Raw genomic sequence first — 18,467 nt, 5'->3', positions numbered from 1 at the left:
GAGGTTGCTTCCTGGCTCTGCGCGTTGATACCGTCCTCTGCATAGTCATGCGGAGGTAAGTATGGGAATCAGGGTCGCTGTCGCCGGGGCGAGTGGGTACGCCGGGGGCGAGCTGCTGCGCCTGATCGCCGGGCACCCCGAGTTCGACCTCGTCGCCGCCACGGCGCACAGTCAGGCGGGAACGCCCGTGGCCGCCGTACACCCGCAGCTCGCGGGCCTGGATCTGGTCCTCGGGGTGACCGACGCGGAGACCCTGGCCGACGCTGATCTGGTCTTCCTGGCTCTGCCGCACGGGCAGTCGGCGGCGCTGGCCGCGCAGCTGCCCGCCGGGGTCAAGATCGTCGATCTGGGCGCCGACTTCCGGCTGCACGACGCCGACGCCTGGGGCCGCTACTACGGCGGCACGCACGCCGGCACCTGGACCTACGGCCTGCCGGAGCTGCCCGGGCACCGGGCCGCCATCGCCGCCAGCGACCGGGTGGCCAACACCGGCTGCTACGCGGCCACCATCGCCCTCGCCCTGGCCCCGCTGATCGCCGCCGGGGCCGCCGATCCCGCCGACGTCGTGGTGGTCGCCTCCTCCGGCACGTCCGGGGCCGGCCGGTCCGCCAAGGTCAACCTGCTCGCCAGCGAGGTGATGGGTGACCTGTCGCCCTACAAGGTCGGCGCGCACCAGCACGTCCCCGAGATCAAGCAGGCCACCGGCGCGACCTCGCTGTCGATGACCCCGGTGCTCGCGCCGATGCCGCGGGGCATTCTCGCCACGGTCACGGCCAGGCCGCTCGGGGACGCCGACCCGCGGGCCGTGCTCCAGGCCGCCTACGCCGACGAGCCGTTCGTGCACGTCCTGCCCGCCGGCACCTGGCCGCACACCGCGGCCACGGCCGGATCCAACTCCTGTCACCTGCAGGCCACTCTCGACGTCGACTCCGGCCGGATCGTCGTCGTCAGTGCTCTGGACAATCTCGGCAAGGGCGCCGCGGGCCAGGCCGTGCAGTGCGCCAACCTCATGCTCGGCCTGCCGGAGACCGCGGGCCTGACGGTATTCGGAGTCGCTCCGTGACGATCACCACCCCCAAGGGGTTCCGGGCCAGCGGTGTCGCCGCGGGGCTGAAGACCGGCGGCGGTCCCGACGTGGCGGTCGTCGTCAACGACGGGCCCGACGCCACCGTGGCCGGCGTCTTCACCGCCAACCGGGTCAAGGCCGCACCCGTGATGTGGAGCCAGCAGGTGCTCAAGGGTGGTGTCGTCCGGGCCGTCGTGCTCAACTCCGGCGGCGCCAACGCCTGCACCGGCACGCAGGGCTTCCGGGACACCCACGCCACCGCCGAGCACACCGCCGCCGTGCTGCGCGGCGGGCCGAAGCCGCTGCTGGTCGGCGCCGGGGACATCGCGGTCTGCTCGACCGGCCTGATCGGCGAGCTGCTGCCCATGGACAAGCTGCTGCCCGGCGTGACCGCCGCGGTCAAGGCGCTGAAGCCGGACGGCGGCCCGGCCGCCGCGAGCGCCATCATGACCACAGACACCGTGGCCAAGAACGCGGTCGCGCACGGCGAGGGCTGGTCGGTCGGCGGCATCGCCAAGGGCGCCGGCATGCTCGCCCCCGCCCTGGCCACCATGCTGGTCGTGCTCACCACCGACGCGGTCGCCGGCTCCGAGGCGCTGGACACCGCCCTGCGCGAGGCCACCCGGCTGACCTTCGACCGGATCGACGCCGACGGCTGCATGTCCACCAACGACACCGTGCTGCTGCTGGCCAGCGGCGCCTCCGACGTCCAGCCGACGCAGGAGGAGCTGACCGCCGCGGTCACCGCCGTCTGCGACGACCTGGCCCGTCAACTGATCGACGACGCCGAGGGCGCCACCAAGCACATCGCCATCGAGGTGCTGGGCGCGGCCAGTGAGGCCGACGCGGTCGAGGTCGGGCGTACGGTCGCCCGCAACAACCTGGTCAAGACCGCGCTGTTCGGCAACGACCCGAACTGGGGCCGGATCCTGGCCGCGGTCGGCACCACGGCCGCGGCGTTCGCGCCGGACCGCATCGACGTCGCCGTCAACGGCGTGTGGGTGTGCCGGGGCGGGGCCGCCGCCGAGGACCGGTCCAAGGTGGACCTCAGCGGCCGGGACGTGACCATCACCGTGCACCTGCACGAGGGTGAGATGAGCGCGACGATCCGCACCACCGACCTGTCGCACGCGTACGTGCACGAGAACTCGGCGTACAGCTCGTGAACGCTTCCGACAAGGCCGCCATCCTGATCGAGGCCCTGCCCTGGCTGGAACGCTTCCACGGCACCACCGTCGTCATCAAGTACGGCGGCAACGCGATGATCGACCCCGAGCTGCAGCGGGCCTTCGCCGCCGACATGGTCTTCCTGCGCTACGCCGGCATCAAGCCGGTCGTGGTGCACGGCGGCGGCCCGCAGATCTCGTCGATGCTCGGCAAGCTCGGCATCGAGAGCGAGTTCCGTGGCGGCCTGCGGGTCACCACCCCCGAGGCGATGGACGTCGTGCGGATGGTGCTGGTCGGCCAGGTCGGCCGCGAGCTGGTCGGCCTGATCAACGAGCACGGCCCGTTCGCCGTCGGTCTGTCCGGTGAGGACGCCCGGCTGTTCACCGCCGTACGCCGCCACGCGGTGGTCGACGGTGAGCCGGTCGACATCGGCCAGGTCGGCGACGTCGCGCAGGTCGACACCTCGGCCGTGGACGACCTGATCGCCGCCGGGCGCATCCCGGTCGTCGCCACCGTCGCGCCCGACGCCGACGGCCTGGTGCACAACGTCAACGCCGACACCGCCGCGGCCGCCCTCGCCGTCGCGCTCGGCGCCCGCAAGCTGGTCGTGCTCACCGACGTGCCCGGCCTCTACACCAACTGGCCCGACACCTCCTCGCTCACCTCGCAGATCGACACCGACGCCCTGGAGAAGCTGCTGCCCAGCCTTCAGTCCGGCATGGTGCCGAAGATGGAGGCGTGCCTGCGGGCGGTGCAGGGCGGCGTCCCCGCGGCGCACGTGGTCGACGGCCGCGTGCCGCACTCGACGCTGCTCGAAGTGTTCACCTCGGAAGGATTCGGCACGATGGTGGTTCCGTCATGACCACATTCCGCGACCGGTGGTCGCAGAGCATGATGAACAACTACGGCACGCCGTCGCTGGGCCTGATCAGCGGCTCCGGCGCCGTCGTGGTCGGCGAGGACGGCAAGTCCTACGTCGACCTGCTCGGCGGCATCGCGGTGAACGCCCTGGGCCACGCCCACCCGGCCATCGTCGCCGCGGTCTCCCAGCAGGTCGCCACCCTGGGCCACGTCTCCAACCTCTACATCGCCGAGCCGCCGCTGGCCCTGGCCGAGCTGCTGCTGGCCCTGGCCGGGCGCCCCGGCCGGGTCATCTTCAGCAACTCGGGCGCGGAGGCCAACGAGGCCGCGTTCAAGCTGTCCCGGCTCACCGGTCGCACCCACGTGGTCGCCACCGAGGGGGGCTTCCACGGCCGCACGATGGGGGCGCTCGCCCTGACCGGTCAGCCCGGCAAGCGTGAGCCGTTCCGGCCGCTGCCGGGAGAGGTCACCCACGTCCCGTACGGCGATGCCGAAGCCCTGCGCGCGGCCGTCACGACGCAGACCGCCATGCTCATCCTCGAACCGATCCAGGGTGAGATGGGCGTGGTCGTGCCGCCGCCCGGTTACCTGGCCGCGGCCCGGGAGATCTGCACCGCCACCGGCACGCTGCTGGTGCTCGACGAGGTGCAGACCGGCATCGGGCGCACCGGGCACTGGTTCCACCACCAGAGCGAGGGCGTCGAGCCCGACGTCGTGACGCTGGCCAAGGGGCTCGGCGGCGGCCTGCCGCTGGGCGCCTGCATCGCCTTCGGCAAAGCCGGGGAGCTGTTCGGGCCCGGCTCGCACGGCACCACCTTCGGCGGCAATCCGGTCAGCTGCGCGGCCGGCCTGGCCGTCATCCGGACCATCGCCGGCGAGGGCCTGCTCGATCACGTCAAGCGGGTCGGCGAGCTGATCCGGCGCGGAGTCGAGGGTCTGCACAGTCCGGCGATCGCCGGGGTCCGGGGCGCCGGGCTGCTGCTCGGCATCGAGCTCACCGCGCCGGTCTCCGCCGAGGTGGCGAAGTCCTTGCAGGACGCGGGCTTCCTGGTGAACCCGATCCAGCCCGACGTGATCCGGCTCGCCCCGCCGCTGATCCTGACCACCGAGCAGGCCGAGGCGTTCGTCGCGGCGCTCGGGGAGGCCGTCAAATGACCCGCCACTTCTTGCGCGATGACGATCTGTCGCCCGCCGAGCAGAGCGCGGTGCTCGATCTGGCCGCCGCGATGAAGGCCGACCGGTTCGCGTACCGGCCGCTGGAGGGCCCGCGGTCGGTCGCCGTCTTCTTCGACAAGGTCAGCCTGCGCACCCGGCTGTCGTTCGAGACCGGCATCCCCGAGCTGGGCGGCAACGCCATCGTGGTGGACACCCAGGCCACCCACTTCGGCCGCGGCGAGTCGCTGCTGGACGCGGGCCGGGTCGTCTCCCGGTACGTGTCCGCGATCGTGTTCCGCACCTCCGGCGACGAGCGGCTGGCCGAGCTGGCCTCCGACGTGCACGTGCCGGTGGTCAACGCGCTCACCGACGGCTTCCACCCCTGCCAGCTGCTGGCCGACCTGCAGACGATCCGCGAGCGGCTGGGCGCCACGGCCGGGCGCACACTGACCTACGTGGGCGACTCCGCCAACAACATGGCCCACTCGTACCTGCTGGCCGGCGCGACCGCGGGCCTGCACGTGCGGGTCGCCGGTCCGGAGGGTTTCGACCCGGACCCGGCCGTGGTGGCCCGGGCGGCGGAGATCGCGGCGGGCACCGGCGGTTCCGTCGCCGTACTGCGAGACCCACGCGAAGCGGCCACCGGCGCGCACGTGCTGGCCACCGACGCGTGGACGTCGATGGGCATGGAGGACGACGGGATCGACCGGCACACGCCGTTCCGGCCGTACCAGATCAACAAGGACCTGCTGGCCGCGGCCGCGCCCGACGCGATCGTGCTGCACTGCCTGCCGGCGCACCGCGGCGAGGAGATCACCGACGAGGTGATGGACGGCGCCCAGAGCGCGGTCTTCGACCAGGCCGAGAACCGCCTGCACGCCCAGAAGGCCCTGCTGACCTGGTTGCTGGACCAGCAGTCATGACGGGGCCGGGGACGCGGGCGGCGCGGCACGCGCGGATCGTCGAGCTGGTGCGGGACAAGGCCGTGCGGTCGCAGACCGAACTGGCCGACCTGCTCGCCGTCGACGGCGTCCAGGTCACCCAGGCGACGCTGTCGCGCGACCTGGAGGAGCTGCGGGCGGTCAAGGTCGGCGGGGTCTACGTCATCCCCGAGGACGGGCTGCCCGCCCTGCGCCCGGTCGAGCAGGCCCCGGCCCGGCTGATCCGGCTGCTGCGTGAACTGCTCAACTCGGTCGACGTCAGCGGCAACCTGGTGGTGCTGCGGGTGCCGCCGGGCGCGGCGCAGTTCCTGGCCAGCGCCCTGGACCGCTCGGGCCTGCCCGACGTCGTCGGCACCATCGCCGGCGACGACACCATCCTGGTGGTGGCCCGCGACTCCGGCGCCGGGCCGGGCGCCGCGCTCGCCGAGAAGCTCACGGCCTGGAGCCGTGCCGACCCCGAAGGGAGCCAACCATGACCGCCGTCGAGGCACACTTCCCCGGCTTCGCCGACAACATGCAGAAGCTCCTGAACCACGGGCTGGAGTTCTACCTGGCGTCCAACGAGTCGCTGCGGCCGTTCCTCAACGAGGCCCCGTACGGCCACAAGCTGAGCTGGCTCGACTTCACCGACACCACCGAGGACAAGGGCTGGGACACCGGCGCGTTCCTCAACCTGTTCAACGTGATGAACGGCATCGCGTTCGGCGACCGGGGCATCCCGATGCCGCAGTGGGTGATGGTCGACCTGATCCTGATGCCCTCGGCCGCGGTCATCGCCGCGCTGCCGCAGTCGTCGTTCACCGAGGTGCTGGAGACCAGCGCCTTCGACGCGGACGCCAAGCGCCACATGCGGGCGGTGTTCGACAAGGCCAAGCAGAGCGACTACAACGGCCCGATCCCGATCGCCGGCTACTGCGCCGCGCCCAGTGCGGCCCCGGGCACCTGGGTCGGCTGGTCGCTGTGGTCGCTGTGGACCAGCGTCGGGCTGGGCAAGGCGCTCAAGGCGCTGGCGCTGTCGGCGTACCAGGCGCAGAAGCTCGACGGCGTCACTCAGTACGACAACAGCGCCCTGCGGGTGCACACCCGTTTCGGCCGGCTGCGCATCATGGTGGCGACCGTGCCGTTCCACACCTCGCCCGGCTCGTTCGTCTACGAGAACGACTTCACCGTGCCGGTCACCGGGCCCGAGCCGGAGCCGTCGTTCCTGCTCGACCCGTTCGACTACGAGCGGCAGCGGGCCATGCAGAAGGCCATCGAGGCCCGCGAGTGCACGTACTACGTGCTCGCCCCCGGCCACCTCGTCCAGGAGGGCCGGACGTACGTGCCCATCCTCGAGATCCCCGCGTCCTGATAAGGAAATCCTGATGTCCAAGCGCAAGATCGTCCTCGCCTTCTCCGGTGGCCTCGACACCTCGTACGCCCTGGTCTCCCTGCGCGAGCAGGGCTGGGAGGTGCTCACCGCCAACGTCGACACCGGTGGCCTGCACAGCGGCGAGGGTGACGTCGTCCGGGCCCGCGCGGAGGAGCTGGGCTCGGCGCGGCACTTCGTCATCGACGCCCGCGAGGAGCTGTACGCGCGCGTGGTCACGTACGCGATCAAGGCGAACTACCTGCGCAACGGCGGCTACCCGTCCTGCGTCGGCGCGGAGCGGCTGGTCCAGGCGGAGAAGGTCGTGCAGTGCGCGCTGGACAACGGCGCCGACGCGATCGCGCACGGCTCCACCGGCGCGGGCGCCGACCACGTGCGCTACGACTCGGTGATCCGCGCGCTGGCCCCGCAACTGGAGATCATCACCCCGATCCGCGACGAGCGGCTGACCCGCGAGTTCGAGCGCGACTTCCTGCGCCAGCACGGCTTCGAGACCAGCGACAAGGTCACCACGTACTCGATCAACGAGGGTCTGATCGGCACCTCGATCGGCGGCAAGGAGACCTACGGCTCCTGGGACTACCTGCCCGAGGAGGCCTGGGAGAGCACGAAGTCCATCAACGACGCTCCCGCGGACGGCATCGAACTGATCCTGGCTTTCGACAAGGGCGAGGTCACGTCGGCGACCACGCTCGACGGCACCCCGATCGAGGGCACCGGCCAGGGCGCGCCGAACTACGCCATCCTGCGCTCACTGAACACCCTGGCCGCCGAGCACGGCGTCGGCCGCGGCATCCACATGGGCTCCACCATGGTGGGCAACCTGGCCCGGGTCGGCTTCGAGGCCCCCGGCATGCTCACCCTGATCGCGGCGCACCGCGAGCTGGAGCGCCTCACCCTGAGCAACCGGCAGCAGGCCACCAAGCTCCAGCTCGGCAACACGTACGGGGACCTGCTGCACGAGGCCGTCTACTACGACCCGATCCTGGACGACTTCCGGGCGTTCCTCGACTCCAGCCAGACCCGGGTCACCGGCGAGGTGCGGATCCGGCTGCACAAGGGCAACGTGATCCCGCTGGGCAGCCGCAGCCCGTACAGCCTGCTGGACGCGGCGACCCGGCAGGGCGTCGTCTACGGCTACGGCTCGTCGCTGTGGACCGGCGAGCAGGCCCGCGCCTTCGCCCACATGTACGCGATCCCGGGAGCCATTGCCAAGAATGCGGGTTCGCCGGAGAAATGAAGCTACCTCAACCAGGCGGCCAGCACTCGCTCGCATTCGCGGATTTCCGCGACGGGGACGTACTCCTCGTCGGTGTGGGCCAGCAGCGGGTCGCCCGGTGCGTAGTTGACGGCCGGGATGCCGAGTTCGGCGAAGCGGGCCACGTCCGTCCAGCCGAATTTCGGCGCCGGCTCCTTGCCGACCACGGCCAGGAACTCGGCCGCCGCCGGCTGGTCCAGGCCCGGGCGCGCGCCCGGCGCCTGGTCGCGGATCTCCAGCTCGTAGCCGGCGAAGACCTCCTGCAGGTACGCGTAGGCCTCGTCGATGCTGCGATCCGGCGCGAACCGGTGGTTGATGTCGATGACGCACTGGTCGGGCAGCACGTTGCCGGCGATGCCGCCCTGGATGTTCACGGCGTTGAGGCCCTCGTGGTACTGCAGGCCGTCGACGAACGGGCGCCGCGGCTCGTAGGCGTTGAGGATGGCCAGCACGGGGGCGGCGGCGTGGATGGCGTTGATCCCGCGCCAGGCCCGGGCGGTGTGCGCGGCCTTGCCCCGCAGGGTGATCCGCACCCGCATCGTGCCCTGGCAGCCGCCCTCGACACCGCTGTTGGAGGGCTCGCCCAGGATGGCGAAGTCACCGGCCAGCCAGTCGGGGTGGTTGCGCACGAGCCGGCCGAGCCCGTTCCTGACCGAGGCGACCTCCTCGTTGTCGTAGCAGACGAAGGTGAGGTCGTGGCGCGGCTCGGTGACGGTCGCGGCGATGCGCAGCTGGGTGGCCAGGCCGGCCTTCATGTCGCAGGTGCCGCGCCCGTGCAGGAGCTGGGCGTCGCCCTCGCCGGTGGTCCAGGTGGGAAGATTGTCCTTGATCGGTACGGTGTCCAGGTGCCCGGCGAGCACGATCCGCTTGTCCCGGCCCAGGTTCGTGCGAGCCACCAGGGCGTCGCCGTCGCGCAGCACCTCGAGGTGTCCCAGCTTGCGCAGGGAGGCCTCCACGGCGTCGGCGAGATTGCCCTCGTCGCCGCTGACCGAGGGGATGTCGCAGAGCGCGCGGGTCAATGAGACAACATCATCGTGCAGGTCGAGCGTCATGGGACGGACCCTATCGTGGGTCACCCGAACCGAATTGAAGGAGTGAGCGCGTGCCGGAGACCGAAGGTCCGACCAGGCTGTGGGGTGGCCGTTTCGCCGGCGGACCGGCGGAGGCCCTGGCCCGGCTGAGCGTGAGCGTGCATTTCGACTGGCGCCTGGCCCCGTACGACATCGCGGCCTCGCGGGCCCACGCCCGCGTCCTGGCCGGCGCGGGCCTGCTCGACGCGGACGAGCTCGGCCAGATGCTGGCCGCGCTGGACGACCTGGAGTCGGCGTGCGCGGCGGGGGATTTCCGCCCGACCGTCGAGGACGAGGACGTGCACACCGCCCTGGAACGCGGCCTGCTGGAACGCCTCGGCACCCTGGGCGGCAAGCTGCGCGCGGGCCGTTCCCGCAACGACCAGGTCGCCACCGACCTGCGGATGTACCTGCGCGACCACGCCCGCGGGGTGGCCGCCGCGGTGGTCGAGCTGGCCGACGCGCTGCTGGAGCAGGCCGGCCGGCACCTCGACACGCCGGCGCCGGGCATGACCCACCTGCAGCACGCCCAGCCGGTGAGCTTCGGCCACTGGCTGCTGGCCCACGTCCAGCCGCTGCTGCGTGACCTCGACCGGCTGCGCGACTGGGACGCCCGGACGGCGATCTCGCCGCTGGGCTCGGGCGCCCTGGCCGGCTCGTCGCTGCCGCTGGACCCGGGCGCGGTGGCCAAGGAGCTCGGTTTCAAGGCCCCGGCCCAGAACTCGATGGACGCGGTGTCGGACCGCGACTTCGTCGCCGAGTTCCTCTTCATCACCGGCCTGATCGGCGTGCACCTGTCCCGCCTCGGCGAGGAGGTGGTCCTCTGGACCTCGCAGGAGTTCGGCTGGGTGATCCTCGACGACGCGTTCGCCACCGGCTCGTCGATCATGCCGCAGAAGAAGAACGCGGACATCGCGGAGCTGGCCCGCGGCAAGGCGGGCCGGCTCATCGGCGGCCTGGTCGCGGTGCTGACCATGCTCAAGGGCCTGCCGCTGACCTACGACCGCGACATGCAGGAGGACAAGGAGCCGGCCTTCGACGCGATCGACACGCTCCAGCTGCTGCTCCCCGCGCTGGCCGGAATGATCTCGACCATGACGGTACGGGTGGACCGCCTCGCCGCAGCCGCCCCGATCGGCTTCTCCCTGGCCACCGAGGTGGCGGACTGGCTGGTCCGCAAGCACGTCCCGTTCCGCGACGCCCACGAGATCACCGGCCGCCTGGTGGCGCTGTGCGCGGCCCGCGAGTGTGAGCTGGAGGACGTCTCGGACGAGGACCTGAAGACGGTCAGCGAACACCTTGATCCGTCGGTGCGCGAGGTGCTGAGCGTCCGCTCGGCCCTGGCGGCCCGGACGACGGCGGGCTCGACGGGCCCGGGGCCGGTGGCGGACCAGCTCCAGACCGCCTCGGACAAGCTGGACGGCTGGCGCGAGTGGTCCATCGAGAGCGTGGTGCCGCGGTAGGCGGTCCGCTGTAGCGCGGCGGCACCCCGCAGGTGCCGCCGCATCGCGGGCCGAGCCGTCCCCGCTACGGTGGCGGAGTGCGCAGAGATCGTTTCGCTCACGGCCTCGGGCAATCTTTGGTCGTCTGGCTGACGTTGCTGCTCCTCGCCGCGGTGGTGCGGCACGTCGCCGTCGCCTGGCTGGCCGTCGCCTCGGGCGTGGTCGTCTGCATCCTGCTCGGTCAGTGGCATCAACGCCGGGCCCGGGCGGAGAGCGCCGTCGGCAGCTTCACGGGCGCGGTCCTGTGGCCGGTGGTGATCGCCGCTGTCATCCTGGCCATCGGCATCGTCACGGACCAACGCTCCGAGTACGAGTAAGGACAGCCGCCGACCTCTCCGCCGGAGGTCCGGCCGGTGTCCCGCCGGGCCGGAGCGCGCGTTCATCGCTCCTACTGAATGTCTTCCGCGCGGCTACCGCAGGTTTGCCCGGCACCGGAAATCGATGGTGGACTGGATTTCCGGCGCAGGATCCTGGGGGTCACTCGTGCACGTGGTGTCCGTGATGAATTACAAGGGTGGCGTGGGAAAAACCACGCTCACCGCCAATCTCGCCGCCGAGATCGCCAGTGGCGGCTACCGCGTCCTGATGATCGATCTTGATCCGCAGACGAACCTGACGTTTTCGTTCTTCTCCGTCGAGGAGTGGAACGCCGACCTGCGGGACACCCGGACCATTCAGCGCTGGTACGACGGGGACATGCCCGGTCAGAGCATCCGGCTCGACGAGCTGATCCTCACGCCGGAGCGGGTGAACGAGGTGCTCAAGGACAGCGCCGGCCAGCTCGACCTGATCTCCTCGCACCTCGCCCTCATCGACGTCGACCTGCACATGGCCGCGCGGCTCGGTGGCGGTGTCACCCTGGCTGAGAACAAGCGCAAGTTTCTGCGCCTGCACGGCTGTCTCGCCGAGGCGTTGCGGTCCCCGGCCTTCGGCGGCTACGACATCGTGCTGATCGACTGCCCGCCGAATTTCGGGCTGGTGACCAAGACCGCCATCGTGGCCAGCGATTACCTGCTGGTGCCGGCCAAACCCGATTACCTGTCCACCCTGGGAATCGGATATCTCAAGCACAGCGTCGCCAAACTCGTCGAGGAATACAACGACTATGTCGGCCACGCGCCGGGCGCCGGCGCAGCCGGCGAGCGTATCGACCCGCGCATCGCCGGTGTGGCGTTCACCATGACGCAGGTCTACGCCGGTAAGCCGATCGGCAGCCAGCGCATGCAGATCGACGAGGTCCGCGCGGTCGGCGAGGTGCCGGTTTTCGAGGCGACCATTCGCAACAGCCCGACCTACTTCGCCGAGGCGGGGCGCGACGGCGTGCCCGCCGTACTCACCGCCCCGCTGAACGATCCCGTGAGCCGCGAACTACGGGCGCTCTCGGAGGAGTTCGTCGCGGCCATCGCTTCCGGAGGGCCCCGCTCGTGAGCGCTGACCTGCACAGCCTGCTCAAGCTCGTGCACCAGGTGACCGGTTTCCTGCTCCGCTTGCCGACCGACCAGCTTGCGGGCATCGCCGACGGCCGCCTCCCGCTCACGGTGGGCGGCGAGGTTGAGCCGGCGCCGACCGCTCCCGTTGCGAGCAGCCGCCCGACGCGACAGGCCCCGCAACCCCGGATTCAGCAGGACACGACCGGCGATTACGCCGAGATCGTGGAAGGCCTGCGTAAGCAGGAGACGACCAACGACGGCTTGGCCTATCTGGCTGCTGTGCGATTGAACGGTAAGAAGTTGGTCAAGAATGACCTGCTTGCTCTGGGCAGATACCTCAACCTGGACATGCCGTCCTCGCTCAAGGTTGCTCAGATCCAAGGCCGGTTGGTGGATCAAGCTGCTGGTGCCCGCCGGAAGTATGAAGGTCTGCGGCCCTGATGACCGATGAGGCGGGCCGTACCATGCATCTGCTGGACGGGCGGCGGGTGACCCTGGCCGATCTCATCGCCGCCGGGCTGCTCAAGCCCGGCGAGCGAGTCCGCTTCAGCCGGCCGCGGATGGGCCAGACCTACGTCGCCGAGGTCCTGGAGTCCGGGCGGCTGCGCCTGGCGGACGGCGACGAGTACCGCTCGCCGTCGCGCGCCGCCATGGTGGCCGCGAACATGCGCGCGGTGGACGGCTGGCACGCCTGGGTGCTCGAGTCGACCGGCGCCTCCCTGGACGCGCTGCGCCAGGACCTGCTCGACCAGGCCGTGGCCGACACTGTCGAGGAGGCCGAGGTCTCCGACGACGAGGTGGGATCACCGGCGCAGGTGCACGAGTGGCTGCGGACGGCCCGGGTACGCGCGGAGGGCGACGCACCGGAGCGCATCTCGGTCCGCGAGCTGCTCTCCTTCTGGGGAGTCAGGGACCGGGGTGACCAGATCGTCCGTATCGAGGCCGACCTGGCCAACCACGGCCTCGCCACCCGGCCGAACTTCCGCAGCGTGACGCTGGAGACCCGGGTCACGATCATCACCGCGGCGCAGGAGGCGGATCAGGAGACCGACGAAGCGGTGGAGGCCGCGGTCACGCCGGCGGACGACGAGGACGAAGCCGAGTCGCGCTACATCGGCCTGATGGTGGGCAATCTCGCGTCGGCGCTCGCCGGGGCCGAGTCGGTGAAGCCGACCGCGACCCTCGAGGAAGCCAAGACGAAACTCCTGCTCAACGACTACTCCCAGCTCGCGGTGCTGTCCGGCAAGCACAACCTGCGCGGCGCGGTGACCTGGCAGTCGATCGCCCAGGCGCTGCTCGACGATCCACACGCCGTGCTGGCCGATGCCATCGTGCCGGCGCGTGATGTCAGCTACCGGTCGGACCTGCTGACCGTTCTCGACGAGCTACGTCGTCGCGGCTTCCTGTTCGTCCGCAACGAATCGAACGAGATCGCCGGCATCGTCACGGCTGCGGACGTCGCGGGTCGCTACGGCGAGATGGCGAACCCGTTCATCCTCATCGGCGATCTCGACCGGCTGCTGCGCCGGGTCATCATCCGCAAGATCACCCTGGCTGAGGTGGTCGCCACCTGCGATCCGTCCGGTAATCGGATCAAGTCGCACGACGACATGGCCATGGGGGACTACCAGCGGGTGCTGGAGAATCCGGCCCTGTGGGCAAAGCTGGGCCTGCCGCTGGACCGGGCGACGTTCGTGGCCAGGATCAACACTATTCGCACGGTCCGCAACGCGGTCATGCACTTCAACCCCGATCCGCTCCCGGACAACACGGTCGCGCACCTGAGCATGATCAACGACCTGCTCCGCAAATACGCGATCTGACCCCGCTCAGCGGGCGCTCACACTCTCCTGGTGCTCGTCCTCCGTCGCCCCGCTCTGGCTCGGCACGGTGGCGGCCGGCCGGCGGTTCCGCCGCCAGATCCCCAGTCCGAGCGCGAAGAGAACCGCCGTCCCGGTGATCACGCCCACCGCCGCGGTCGGTACGTCCAGCAGCTTCAGCGCACTCGCCAGCAGGACGATCACCAGCGCCGCCCGCACGATGCCGCCCGGCGCCCGCGACGAGATCCGCGCGCCCAGCAGCACACCCGGGATCGAGCCGATCAGGACCGCGCCCGCGATGTCCAGTTTCAGGTCGCCGAAGAGGGCGTGGCCCACCGCCGCCGAGATCACCAGCGGGATGGCCTGGATCAGGTCGGTGCCGACCAGGTCGTTGGCGCGCAGCTTCGGGTACAGCGCCAGCAGGGCCACGATGATCAGGGAGCCGGAGCCGACCGAGGTCAGGCCCACGATCAGGCCGCCGCCGACGCCGACCAGCAGGGTGGGGATCGGCCGTACCGTGATCGGCTCGGCCGGGCCGTCGCCGCGCTGATTCCTCGTCACCCAGGCCTTGAGCAGCATGCCGCCGGCGGCCAGCAGCAGTGCGCCGCCGAGGGCGATCTTGATCGTGTGCTGCACGGTCTCGTCGTCGCCGAGCAGGCGCAGCAGCAGGACGCCGAGGAAGGCGCTGGGGATGCTGCCGGCGCAGAGCCAGGCGACGAGGCGCCAGTTCACCGTGCCGCGGCGGGCGTGCACCCAGCCGCCGAACGGCTTCATCACCGCGCTGGCCGCCAGGTCGCTGGAGACCGCGGCGACCGGCGGGACGCCGAAGACCAGGACCAGGATGGGGGTCATCAGGGCGCCGCCGCCCATGCCGGTGAGTCCGACCACGATGCCGACGCCAAGTCCGGCGAACGCCAGGGTGAGATCCATCGGTCGAGTTTCGGCGAGAATCCCTGCCTTGTCTACTAACTTGGTCGACTATATCAACTATTGGAACGACAGAGTTCCCCATGTGACCGCTAACAACGGCCTGCCGAGGGTCATGTTGCCACTCTGTTACGCCTTGACTACGTGAATGTTAGCGATAACACTGCGAAGGACGTATCGATGGGATGAGCGGGGTCATCGAGGAGGTCGCACCATGAGCACCCTGCCCCGGCACTCCGCTCTCCGCGCCGTCTCCGACACAGTCGGCGGCAACCGCATCGAGCTGCGCCAGCTGCGCTATTTCGTCACCCTCGCCGAGGAACTGCACTTCGGCCGGGCCGCCGCCCGCGAGCACATCGTCCCCTCGGCGCTCAGCGCCCAGGTGCAACGCCTCGAACGCGCGGTCGGGGTGCTGCTGGTCGACCGGACCACCCGGCACGTCGCCCTCACCCCGGCCGGCGCCCGCTTCCTGATCGAGGCCCGGCAGATCGTCGAGCACGTCGACCGGGCCGCCGTACTGGCCCAGGGCATGGCGCTCGCCGCGCCGACGCTGCGGGTCGGAGTGCTCGACGAGGGCTACGACGCCGTACGCCCGGTGCTGCGCGCGGTGCAGGCCCGCCACCCCGAGCTGGAGATCCACCAGGTGCTCGCGGGCGTACCGGAGCAGTGCCGGCTGCTCGCCGACGGCCGGCTCGACGTGGGCATCGGGCGGCTGCCGGGGGCGGCCCCGGAGATCGCCGCGGAGATCTTCCGGCTCGATCCGCTGGGCGTGCTGGTCCCGGCCGGGCACCCGTACGCCGCCCTGACCCACGTCCCGGTCAGCGACCTGCGCGGCGAGACGCTGCTGCTCGCCGACGAGGACCAGGCGCCCGAGTTCAACGGTTTCGTCGCGGAGGTGTGCCGGTCCGCGGGCTTCTTCCCGACCCTGTTCACCGGCAGCGTGCAGACGCTGCGGGCGGCCGTGGACCTGGTGTTGCAGGGCCGCTGCGTGCTCTGCACCCCGGAGTCGACGGCGGGCGTGTCGGCCGAGCTGGTCTGGCGCCCGCTCGACCCGTCGGTGCCGAGCTATCCGTGGTCGATGCTGTGGCGGGCCCACCATCCGTCCCGGTGGGCGATCGAGCTCGTCGAGACCGCCCGCGGCCTGGCCGCCGAACTTGGCTGGTGCGACACAGCCCGGGACCGAGCCAGCTGAGCCGAGCTGGCGCGACCCGGCCGGGGGGACCGAGCCGGCTGAGCCGGGCTGGTGCGACCCGGCCGGGGACCGAGCCGGCCGCGTGAGCAGCCGGAGAGGCCTAGGTCGTTCGGGCGGCCAGCTCCCGGCACCGCTTGCTGAGTGCCTCGATCCGCCGGTCCAGCGCCGCGGAACCCGTCCCGGCCGCGAGCTCGCCGAGCAGCTCGGCATAGTCACCGGCGAGCCGCCGGTACTGGTTGTCGAAGGTCTTGCGCCGCCCCCGCGGCGAACGCCCGTCCAGCTCGACGATCTGCTGCGCGAGGACCGCCGCAGCGGCGCTGGTGGCGTTCCCGGCGTCGACGGCCGCGGCCCGGCGCTCATGCTCGGCGACCGCGAGCCGCCCGGCCCGGCGCCCGGCGACGTACAGCCCGGCCGCGCCCAGCAGGACCGCCGCGATCGCCGCCGCCGCGATCAGATAGCGCGGCAGCGACGGGCTGATGGTCCGCGCGCCGTCGGGCACCACCCCGGCCTTGACCAGCCCGTCGTAGTTGACGGCCACCACCTTCAGCGCTTCCAGCGGCCGGTCGGCGAACCCGTCGATGCCCGAGCCGATCGTCGTCTCGGCCACCGCGGCCTTGCCGAAGTTCTCGTCGTCGACGCCGGGCAGCAGGGCGCAGCCGTACGTGTCGTACTCGTCGTCCTGCCGGCTGAGCACCAGCACCAGCGTGCCCTTGGCCGCCTGCCGGGCGGCGTCGCAGCCCTGCCGCAGGTCGTCCGTGCCGGGCGCCAGCATGATCACGACCAGCCGGCGGTTGCCGATCACCCGCTGCGCGGCCGGGCGGTCCAGGTCGATGCCGGGGGCGGCGTAGACCGACGACGAGCGGACCTGCCGGGCGATCGCCCCGTCCAGGATGCCGCCGGACCACAGCGCCCAGCCGGCCAGGATCAGGCAGGCCACCACGGCGAGGCCGAACGGCGTGACTCGTCTGCTCACGCCGGCCTCCGTCGCAGGTAGTCGCCGGGACGGTAGCCGTCGAAGGGCAGCAGCCGGGCCGCCTCGTCGAGCTCGGCCTCGGCGTCGTCGAGCAGTTCGCGGACGTGCGGATCCGGCAGGTTCCCGGCGAGCGCGTCGCGGGCTGCCAGCAGCTTGGTGATGCCGCGGGTCAGCGCCGGGTCACTGGCCCGCGAGGTGAGCGCCGACATCTCGACGGCCAGCCCGGTCAGGCCGGCCAACCGGGCCGGGGTGCCCAGACTCGGCGTGCTCAGGCTCGGGGCGGGCCGGCGCACGGACCGCGCCGACAGCAGCAGGAAGGCGACGACGCAGGCGGTGAACAACCACGGCAGGGCGGGCAGGGCGACCCGGACCGGGTCGAGCGGACGGTACGGCAGGGGCCGGTCGAACAGCCCCGAGTAGCGCACGTCGGCGACCCGGTCCAGGTACGTGGCCAGCACCGCCCGCTGCGGGTACGCCGACCGGCTGAGCAGATCACCGAACCGGCCGTAGTACGTGGCCGTGGTCAGCTCGGCGAACCCGGCCGCGTCCGGACCGTCGTACTCGATCCACGATCCGTACATCACCACGATCGGGGTGTCCGGGAAGCTCGCCGCGAGCGACGGCCCGTAGCGGGGGACCGGCTTTCCGGCCGGCTGCTGGGGCAGGGCCACGTACAACGCTTTGCGGCCCGGGAAAGCCGCCGCCGCGGCAGTCGCCGGCACGTCGGTCAGGGTCGCGCCCGCAGCGACGTGCACCCCCGTGCGCCGCAGGTCGGCGGTAACGGCCCGCAGCTCCGCGGGGCTCGGCTCGCGCCGGGCCAACCGGTCGGTCTCCGCGGGCGCCGGCTGGTCGTTCAGCTCAGCGACCAGACCGACCAGGAGCGTCGTCACGTCACCGGTGGCGAACTGGGACCGCCAGTCGGCCGCCGTGCTGCCGGTGGACCGGTAGAGCCCGCCGCTGACCTGGGTGCCGATGATCCGGACGGTGGCCTCCTCGACGTCGCGGACCCGGTCCTGCGCTGCCTTGTCCAGCCCGGGCGGCGCGACCAGGATGCGTACCTCGGCGCCGCCGGCCGCGGCCCGGACCGCCGCCTCGTCCCAGGACGCGACGGCACCGGGCAGCCGGACCACCGGCTTCGCCCGGATCAGCGCGCTCATCTCCTCGACCGAGGGCACGCTCGCCGAACCAGGCGGCTGCTGGTCGATGCGCTGCGCGGTCGACGGGGACGCGCCGTAACTGACGTCGATGCTCTGCCGCTGGGCGCCCAGGAAGATCACCAGGATGCCGGCGGCGACGCCGAGCACCGCCCAGCGCAGCCACTCCGGCCGCCGTCGCAGGAAGTGGTCAGCCACGCGCGGCCTCCCGCCACAACGCGTCGGCCTGCCGCGCGCACTCGGCCGCCGTCCGGGCTGCCGCGCGCCCGCCGCGGCCCGCGGCGATCAGCTCGGCCCGGCTCAGCAGCTGCTCGGCTTCAGCAACCGGGACCGGGCAGGCGTCGCGGCTGACGGTGGCGGTGCCGATCGCGGCCCGGGCGGCCGACCATTCCGTACGCCGGTGCAGCTCCCCGGCCCGCAGCCGGGGCACCGCGACCGCCGCGAAACCCGCCCCGAGCAGCAGCACGACACCCACGGTCCAGATCGGCCATGACGACATGAAGGAGCAGCTCCGGTGGGGTCTCGAGCGGGTATCAGGACCTGATTGTGCCGGACGGGGTCCATTGATCACGCAGGCCCTGG

General features: G+C 71.6%; 19 protein-coding genes. 14 read left to right on the top strand and 5 right to left on the bottom strand.

Annotated elements, in window-relative coordinates; genetic code table 11:
• Positions 1 to 61: 61 nt before the first annotated feature.
• The 8 genes from argC to ACQP2Y_RS33400 are packed head-to-tail and all read left to right on the top strand — an operon-like array spanning position 62 to position 7,799.
• Positions 62 to 1,063, top strand: coding sequence for an N-acetyl-gamma-glutamyl-phosphate reductase (gene argC, locus ACQP2Y_RS33435; protein WP_433719828.1), 1,002 nt, complete (start codon positions 62 to 64; stop codon positions 1,061 to 1,063).
• Positions 1,060 to 2,232: a bifunctional glutamate N-acetyltransferase/amino-acid acetyltransferase ArgJ gene (argJ, locus tag ACQP2Y_RS33430; protein WP_360556283.1), complete on the top strand. Its 1,173-nt coding sequence runs from the start codon at positions 1,060 to 1,062 to the stop codon at positions 2,230 to 2,232. The genes argC and argJ overlap by 4 nt, the downstream gene beginning before the upstream one ends.
• Complete coding sequence (argB, locus tag ACQP2Y_RS33425) at positions 2,229 to 3,095, top strand: acetylglutamate kinase (protein WP_433719824.1); 867 nt, start codon at positions 2,229 to 2,231, stop codon at positions 3,093 to 3,095. The genes argJ and argB overlap by 4 nt, the downstream gene beginning before the upstream one ends.
• The gene (locus tag ACQP2Y_RS33420) at positions 3,092 to 4,249 is read left to right on the top strand and encodes an acetylornithine transaminase (protein WP_433719822.1); all 1,158 of its coding nucleotides are present in this window, start codon (positions 3,092 to 3,094) and stop codon (positions 4,247 to 4,249) included. Before argB ends, ACQP2Y_RS33420 begins: the two co-directional genes overlap by 4 nt.
• The gene (gene argF / locus ACQP2Y_RS33415) at positions 4,246 to 5,172 is read left to right on the top strand and encodes an ornithine carbamoyltransferase (RefSeq protein WP_433719819.1); all 927 of its coding nucleotides are present in this window, start codon (positions 4,246 to 4,248) and stop codon (positions 5,170 to 5,172) included. The genes ACQP2Y_RS33420 and argF overlap by 4 nt, the downstream gene beginning before the upstream one ends.
• Positions 5,169 to 5,666 (top strand): arginine repressor, encoded by a 498-nt coding sequence (locus ACQP2Y_RS33410; RefSeq protein WP_433719817.1) that lies wholly within the window; start codon positions 5,169 to 5,171, stop codon positions 5,664 to 5,666. The genes argF and ACQP2Y_RS33410 overlap by 4 nt, the downstream gene beginning before the upstream one ends.
• Positions 5,663 to 6,541: a hypothetical protein gene (locus ACQP2Y_RS33405; RefSeq protein WP_360817584.1), complete on the top strand. Its 879-nt coding sequence runs from the start codon at positions 5,663 to 5,665 to the stop codon at positions 6,539 to 6,541. Before ACQP2Y_RS33410 ends, ACQP2Y_RS33405 begins: the two co-directional genes overlap by 4 nt.
• Before the next feature lie 13 nt (positions 6,542 to 6,554).
• Positions 6,555 to 7,799 (top strand): argininosuccinate synthase, encoded by a 1,245-nt coding sequence (locus ACQP2Y_RS33400; protein ID WP_433719813.1) that lies wholly within the window; start codon positions 6,555 to 6,557, stop codon positions 7,797 to 7,799.
• Between the two features lie 2 nt (positions 7,800 to 7,801).
• Here the strand turns inward: ACQP2Y_RS33400 and dapE are convergent, their stop codons facing one another.
• Positions 7,802 to 8,869 (bottom strand): succinyl-diaminopimelate desuccinylase, encoded by a 1,068-nt coding sequence (dapE, locus tag ACQP2Y_RS33395; RefSeq protein WP_433719810.1) that lies wholly within the window; start codon positions 8,867 to 8,869, stop codon positions 7,802 to 7,804.
• A 50-nt stretch (positions 8,870 to 8,919) separates the two neighbouring features.
• Between dapE and argH the strand changes: the two genes are divergently transcribed.
• The 5 genes from argH (at position 8,920) to ACQP2Y_RS33370 (ending at position 13,642) form a co-directional block, all read left to right on the top strand.
• Positions 8,920 to 10,350 (top strand): argininosuccinate lyase, encoded by a 1,431-nt coding sequence (gene argH / locus ACQP2Y_RS33390; RefSeq protein ID WP_433719807.1) that lies wholly within the window; start codon positions 8,920 to 8,922, stop codon positions 10,348 to 10,350.
• A gap of 77 nt (positions 10,351 to 10,427) precedes the next feature.
• Complete coding sequence (locus tag ACQP2Y_RS33385; protein ID WP_433719804.1) at positions 10,428 to 10,706, top strand: hypothetical protein; 279 nt, start codon at positions 10,428 to 10,430, stop codon at positions 10,704 to 10,706.
• Between the two features lie 184 nt (positions 10,707 to 10,890).
• On the top strand, positions 10,891 to 11,817 hold the full coding sequence (locus ACQP2Y_RS33380; protein ID WP_433719801.1) for a ParA family protein: 927 nt from the start codon (positions 10,891 to 10,893) through the stop codon (positions 11,815 to 11,817).
• Positions 11,814 to 12,260 (top strand): hypothetical protein, encoded by a 447-nt coding sequence (locus ACQP2Y_RS33375; RefSeq protein WP_433719799.1) that lies wholly within the window; start codon positions 11,814 to 11,816, stop codon positions 12,258 to 12,260. The genes ACQP2Y_RS33380 and ACQP2Y_RS33375 overlap by 4 nt, the downstream gene beginning before the upstream one ends.
• Entirely contained in the window at positions 12,260 to 13,642 is a 1,383-nt protein-coding gene (locus ACQP2Y_RS33370; RefSeq protein ID WP_433719796.1) for a CBS domain-containing protein, read from the top strand. Before ACQP2Y_RS33375 ends, ACQP2Y_RS33370 begins: the two co-directional genes overlap by 1 nt.
• Positions 13,643 to 13,648: 6 nt before the next feature.
• On the opposite strand, the gene ACQP2Y_RS33365 is transcribed toward ACQP2Y_RS33370, so the two are convergent.
• Positions 13,649 to 14,569, bottom strand: a complete 921-nt coding sequence (locus ACQP2Y_RS33365; RefSeq protein WP_433719793.1) for a sulfite exporter TauE/SafE family protein — start codon at positions 14,567 to 14,569, stop codon at positions 13,649 to 13,651.
• Positions 14,570 to 14,780: 211 nt separating this feature from the next.
• Between ACQP2Y_RS33365 and ACQP2Y_RS33360 the strand changes: the two genes are divergently transcribed.
• Positions 14,781 to 15,758: a LysR family transcriptional regulator gene (locus ACQP2Y_RS33360; RefSeq protein WP_433719790.1), complete on the top strand. Its 978-nt coding sequence runs from the start codon at positions 14,781 to 14,783 to the stop codon at positions 15,756 to 15,758.
• A gap of 100 nt (positions 15,759 to 15,858) precedes the next feature.
• Here ACQP2Y_RS33360 and ACQP2Y_RS33355 read toward each other — a convergent pair whose 3' ends face one another.
• The 3 genes from ACQP2Y_RS33355 to ACQP2Y_RS33345 are packed head-to-tail and all read right to left on the bottom strand — an operon-like array spanning position 15,859 to position 18,384.
• Positions 15,859 to 16,731 (bottom strand): hypothetical protein, encoded by an 873-nt coding sequence (locus ACQP2Y_RS33355; protein WP_433719787.1) that lies wholly within the window; start codon positions 16,729 to 16,731, stop codon positions 15,859 to 15,861.
• Positions 16,728 to 18,083 carry a hypothetical protein gene (locus ACQP2Y_RS33350; RefSeq protein ID WP_433719785.1) on the bottom strand — a complete coding sequence of 452 codons (1,356 nt, stop codon included), beginning with the start codon at positions 18,081 to 18,083 and terminating at the stop codon, positions 16,728 to 16,730. Before ACQP2Y_RS33350 ends, ACQP2Y_RS33355 begins: the two co-directional genes overlap by 4 nt.
• Entirely contained in the window at positions 18,076 to 18,384 is a 309-nt protein-coding gene (locus tag ACQP2Y_RS33345) for a DUF6403 family protein (protein ID WP_433719782.1), read from the bottom strand. The genes ACQP2Y_RS33350 and ACQP2Y_RS33345 overlap by 8 nt, the downstream gene beginning before the upstream one ends.
• Positions 18,385 to 18,467: the final 83 nt, after the last annotated feature.

Source organism: Actinoplanes sp. CA-051413 (assembly GCF_050955795.1).
Classification (GTDB): Bacteria; Actinomycetota; Actinomycetes; order Mycobacteriales; family Micromonosporaceae; genus Actinoplanes.
The sequence above is the reverse complement of the archived record's forward strand: the minus strand, read 5'-3'. Positions and strand labels throughout refer to the sequence as shown.

What these genes read in the sequence shown, in the direction of transcription:
- ACQP2Y_RS33410 (WP_433719817.1), top strand. Translation starts at nt 5,169, where the DNA reads ATGACGGGGCCGGGGACGCGGGCGGCGCGGCACGCGCGGATCGTCGAG.
- ACQP2Y_RS33370 (WP_433719796.1), top strand. Translation starts at nt 12,260, where the DNA reads ATGACCGATGAGGCGGGCCGTACCATGCATCTGCTGGACGGGCGGCGG.
- dapE (WP_433719810.1), bottom strand. Translation starts at nt 8,869, where the DNA reads ATGACGCTCGACCTGCACGATGATGTTGTCTCATTGACCCGCGCGCTC.
- ACQP2Y_RS33380 (WP_433719801.1), top strand. Translation starts at nt 10,891, where the DNA reads ATGAATTACAAGGGTGGCGTGGGAAAAACCACGCTCACCGCCAATCTC.
- argF (WP_433719819.1), top strand. Translation starts at nt 4,246, where the DNA reads ATGACCCGCCACTTCTTGCGCGATGACGATCTGTCGCCCGCCGAGCAG.
- ACQP2Y_RS33365 (WP_433719793.1), bottom strand. Translation starts at nt 14,569, where the DNA reads ATGGATCTCACCCTGGCGTTCGCCGGACTTGGCGTCGGCATCGTGGTC.
- ACQP2Y_RS33400 (WP_433719813.1), top strand. Translation starts at nt 6,555, where the DNA reads ATGTCCAAGCGCAAGATCGTCCTCGCCTTCTCCGGTGGCCTCGACACC.
- ACQP2Y_RS33405 (WP_360817584.1), top strand. Translation starts at nt 5,663, where the DNA reads ATGACCGCCGTCGAGGCACACTTCCCCGGCTTCGCCGACAACATGCAG.
- ACQP2Y_RS33345 (WP_433719782.1), bottom strand. Translation starts at nt 18,384, where the DNA reads ATGTCGTCATGGCCGATCTGGACCGTGGGTGTCGTGCTGCTGCTCGGG.
- argC (WP_433719828.1), top strand. Translation starts at nt 62, where the DNA reads ATGGGAATCAGGGTCGCTGTCGCCGGGGCGAGTGGGTACGCCGGGGGC.
- ACQP2Y_RS33420 (WP_433719822.1), top strand. Translation starts at nt 3,092, where the DNA reads ATGACCACATTCCGCGACCGGTGGTCGCAGAGCATGATGAACAACTAC.
- ACQP2Y_RS33360 (WP_433719790.1), top strand. Translation starts at nt 14,781, where the DNA reads ATGAGCACCCTGCCCCGGCACTCCGCTCTCCGCGCCGTCTCCGACACA.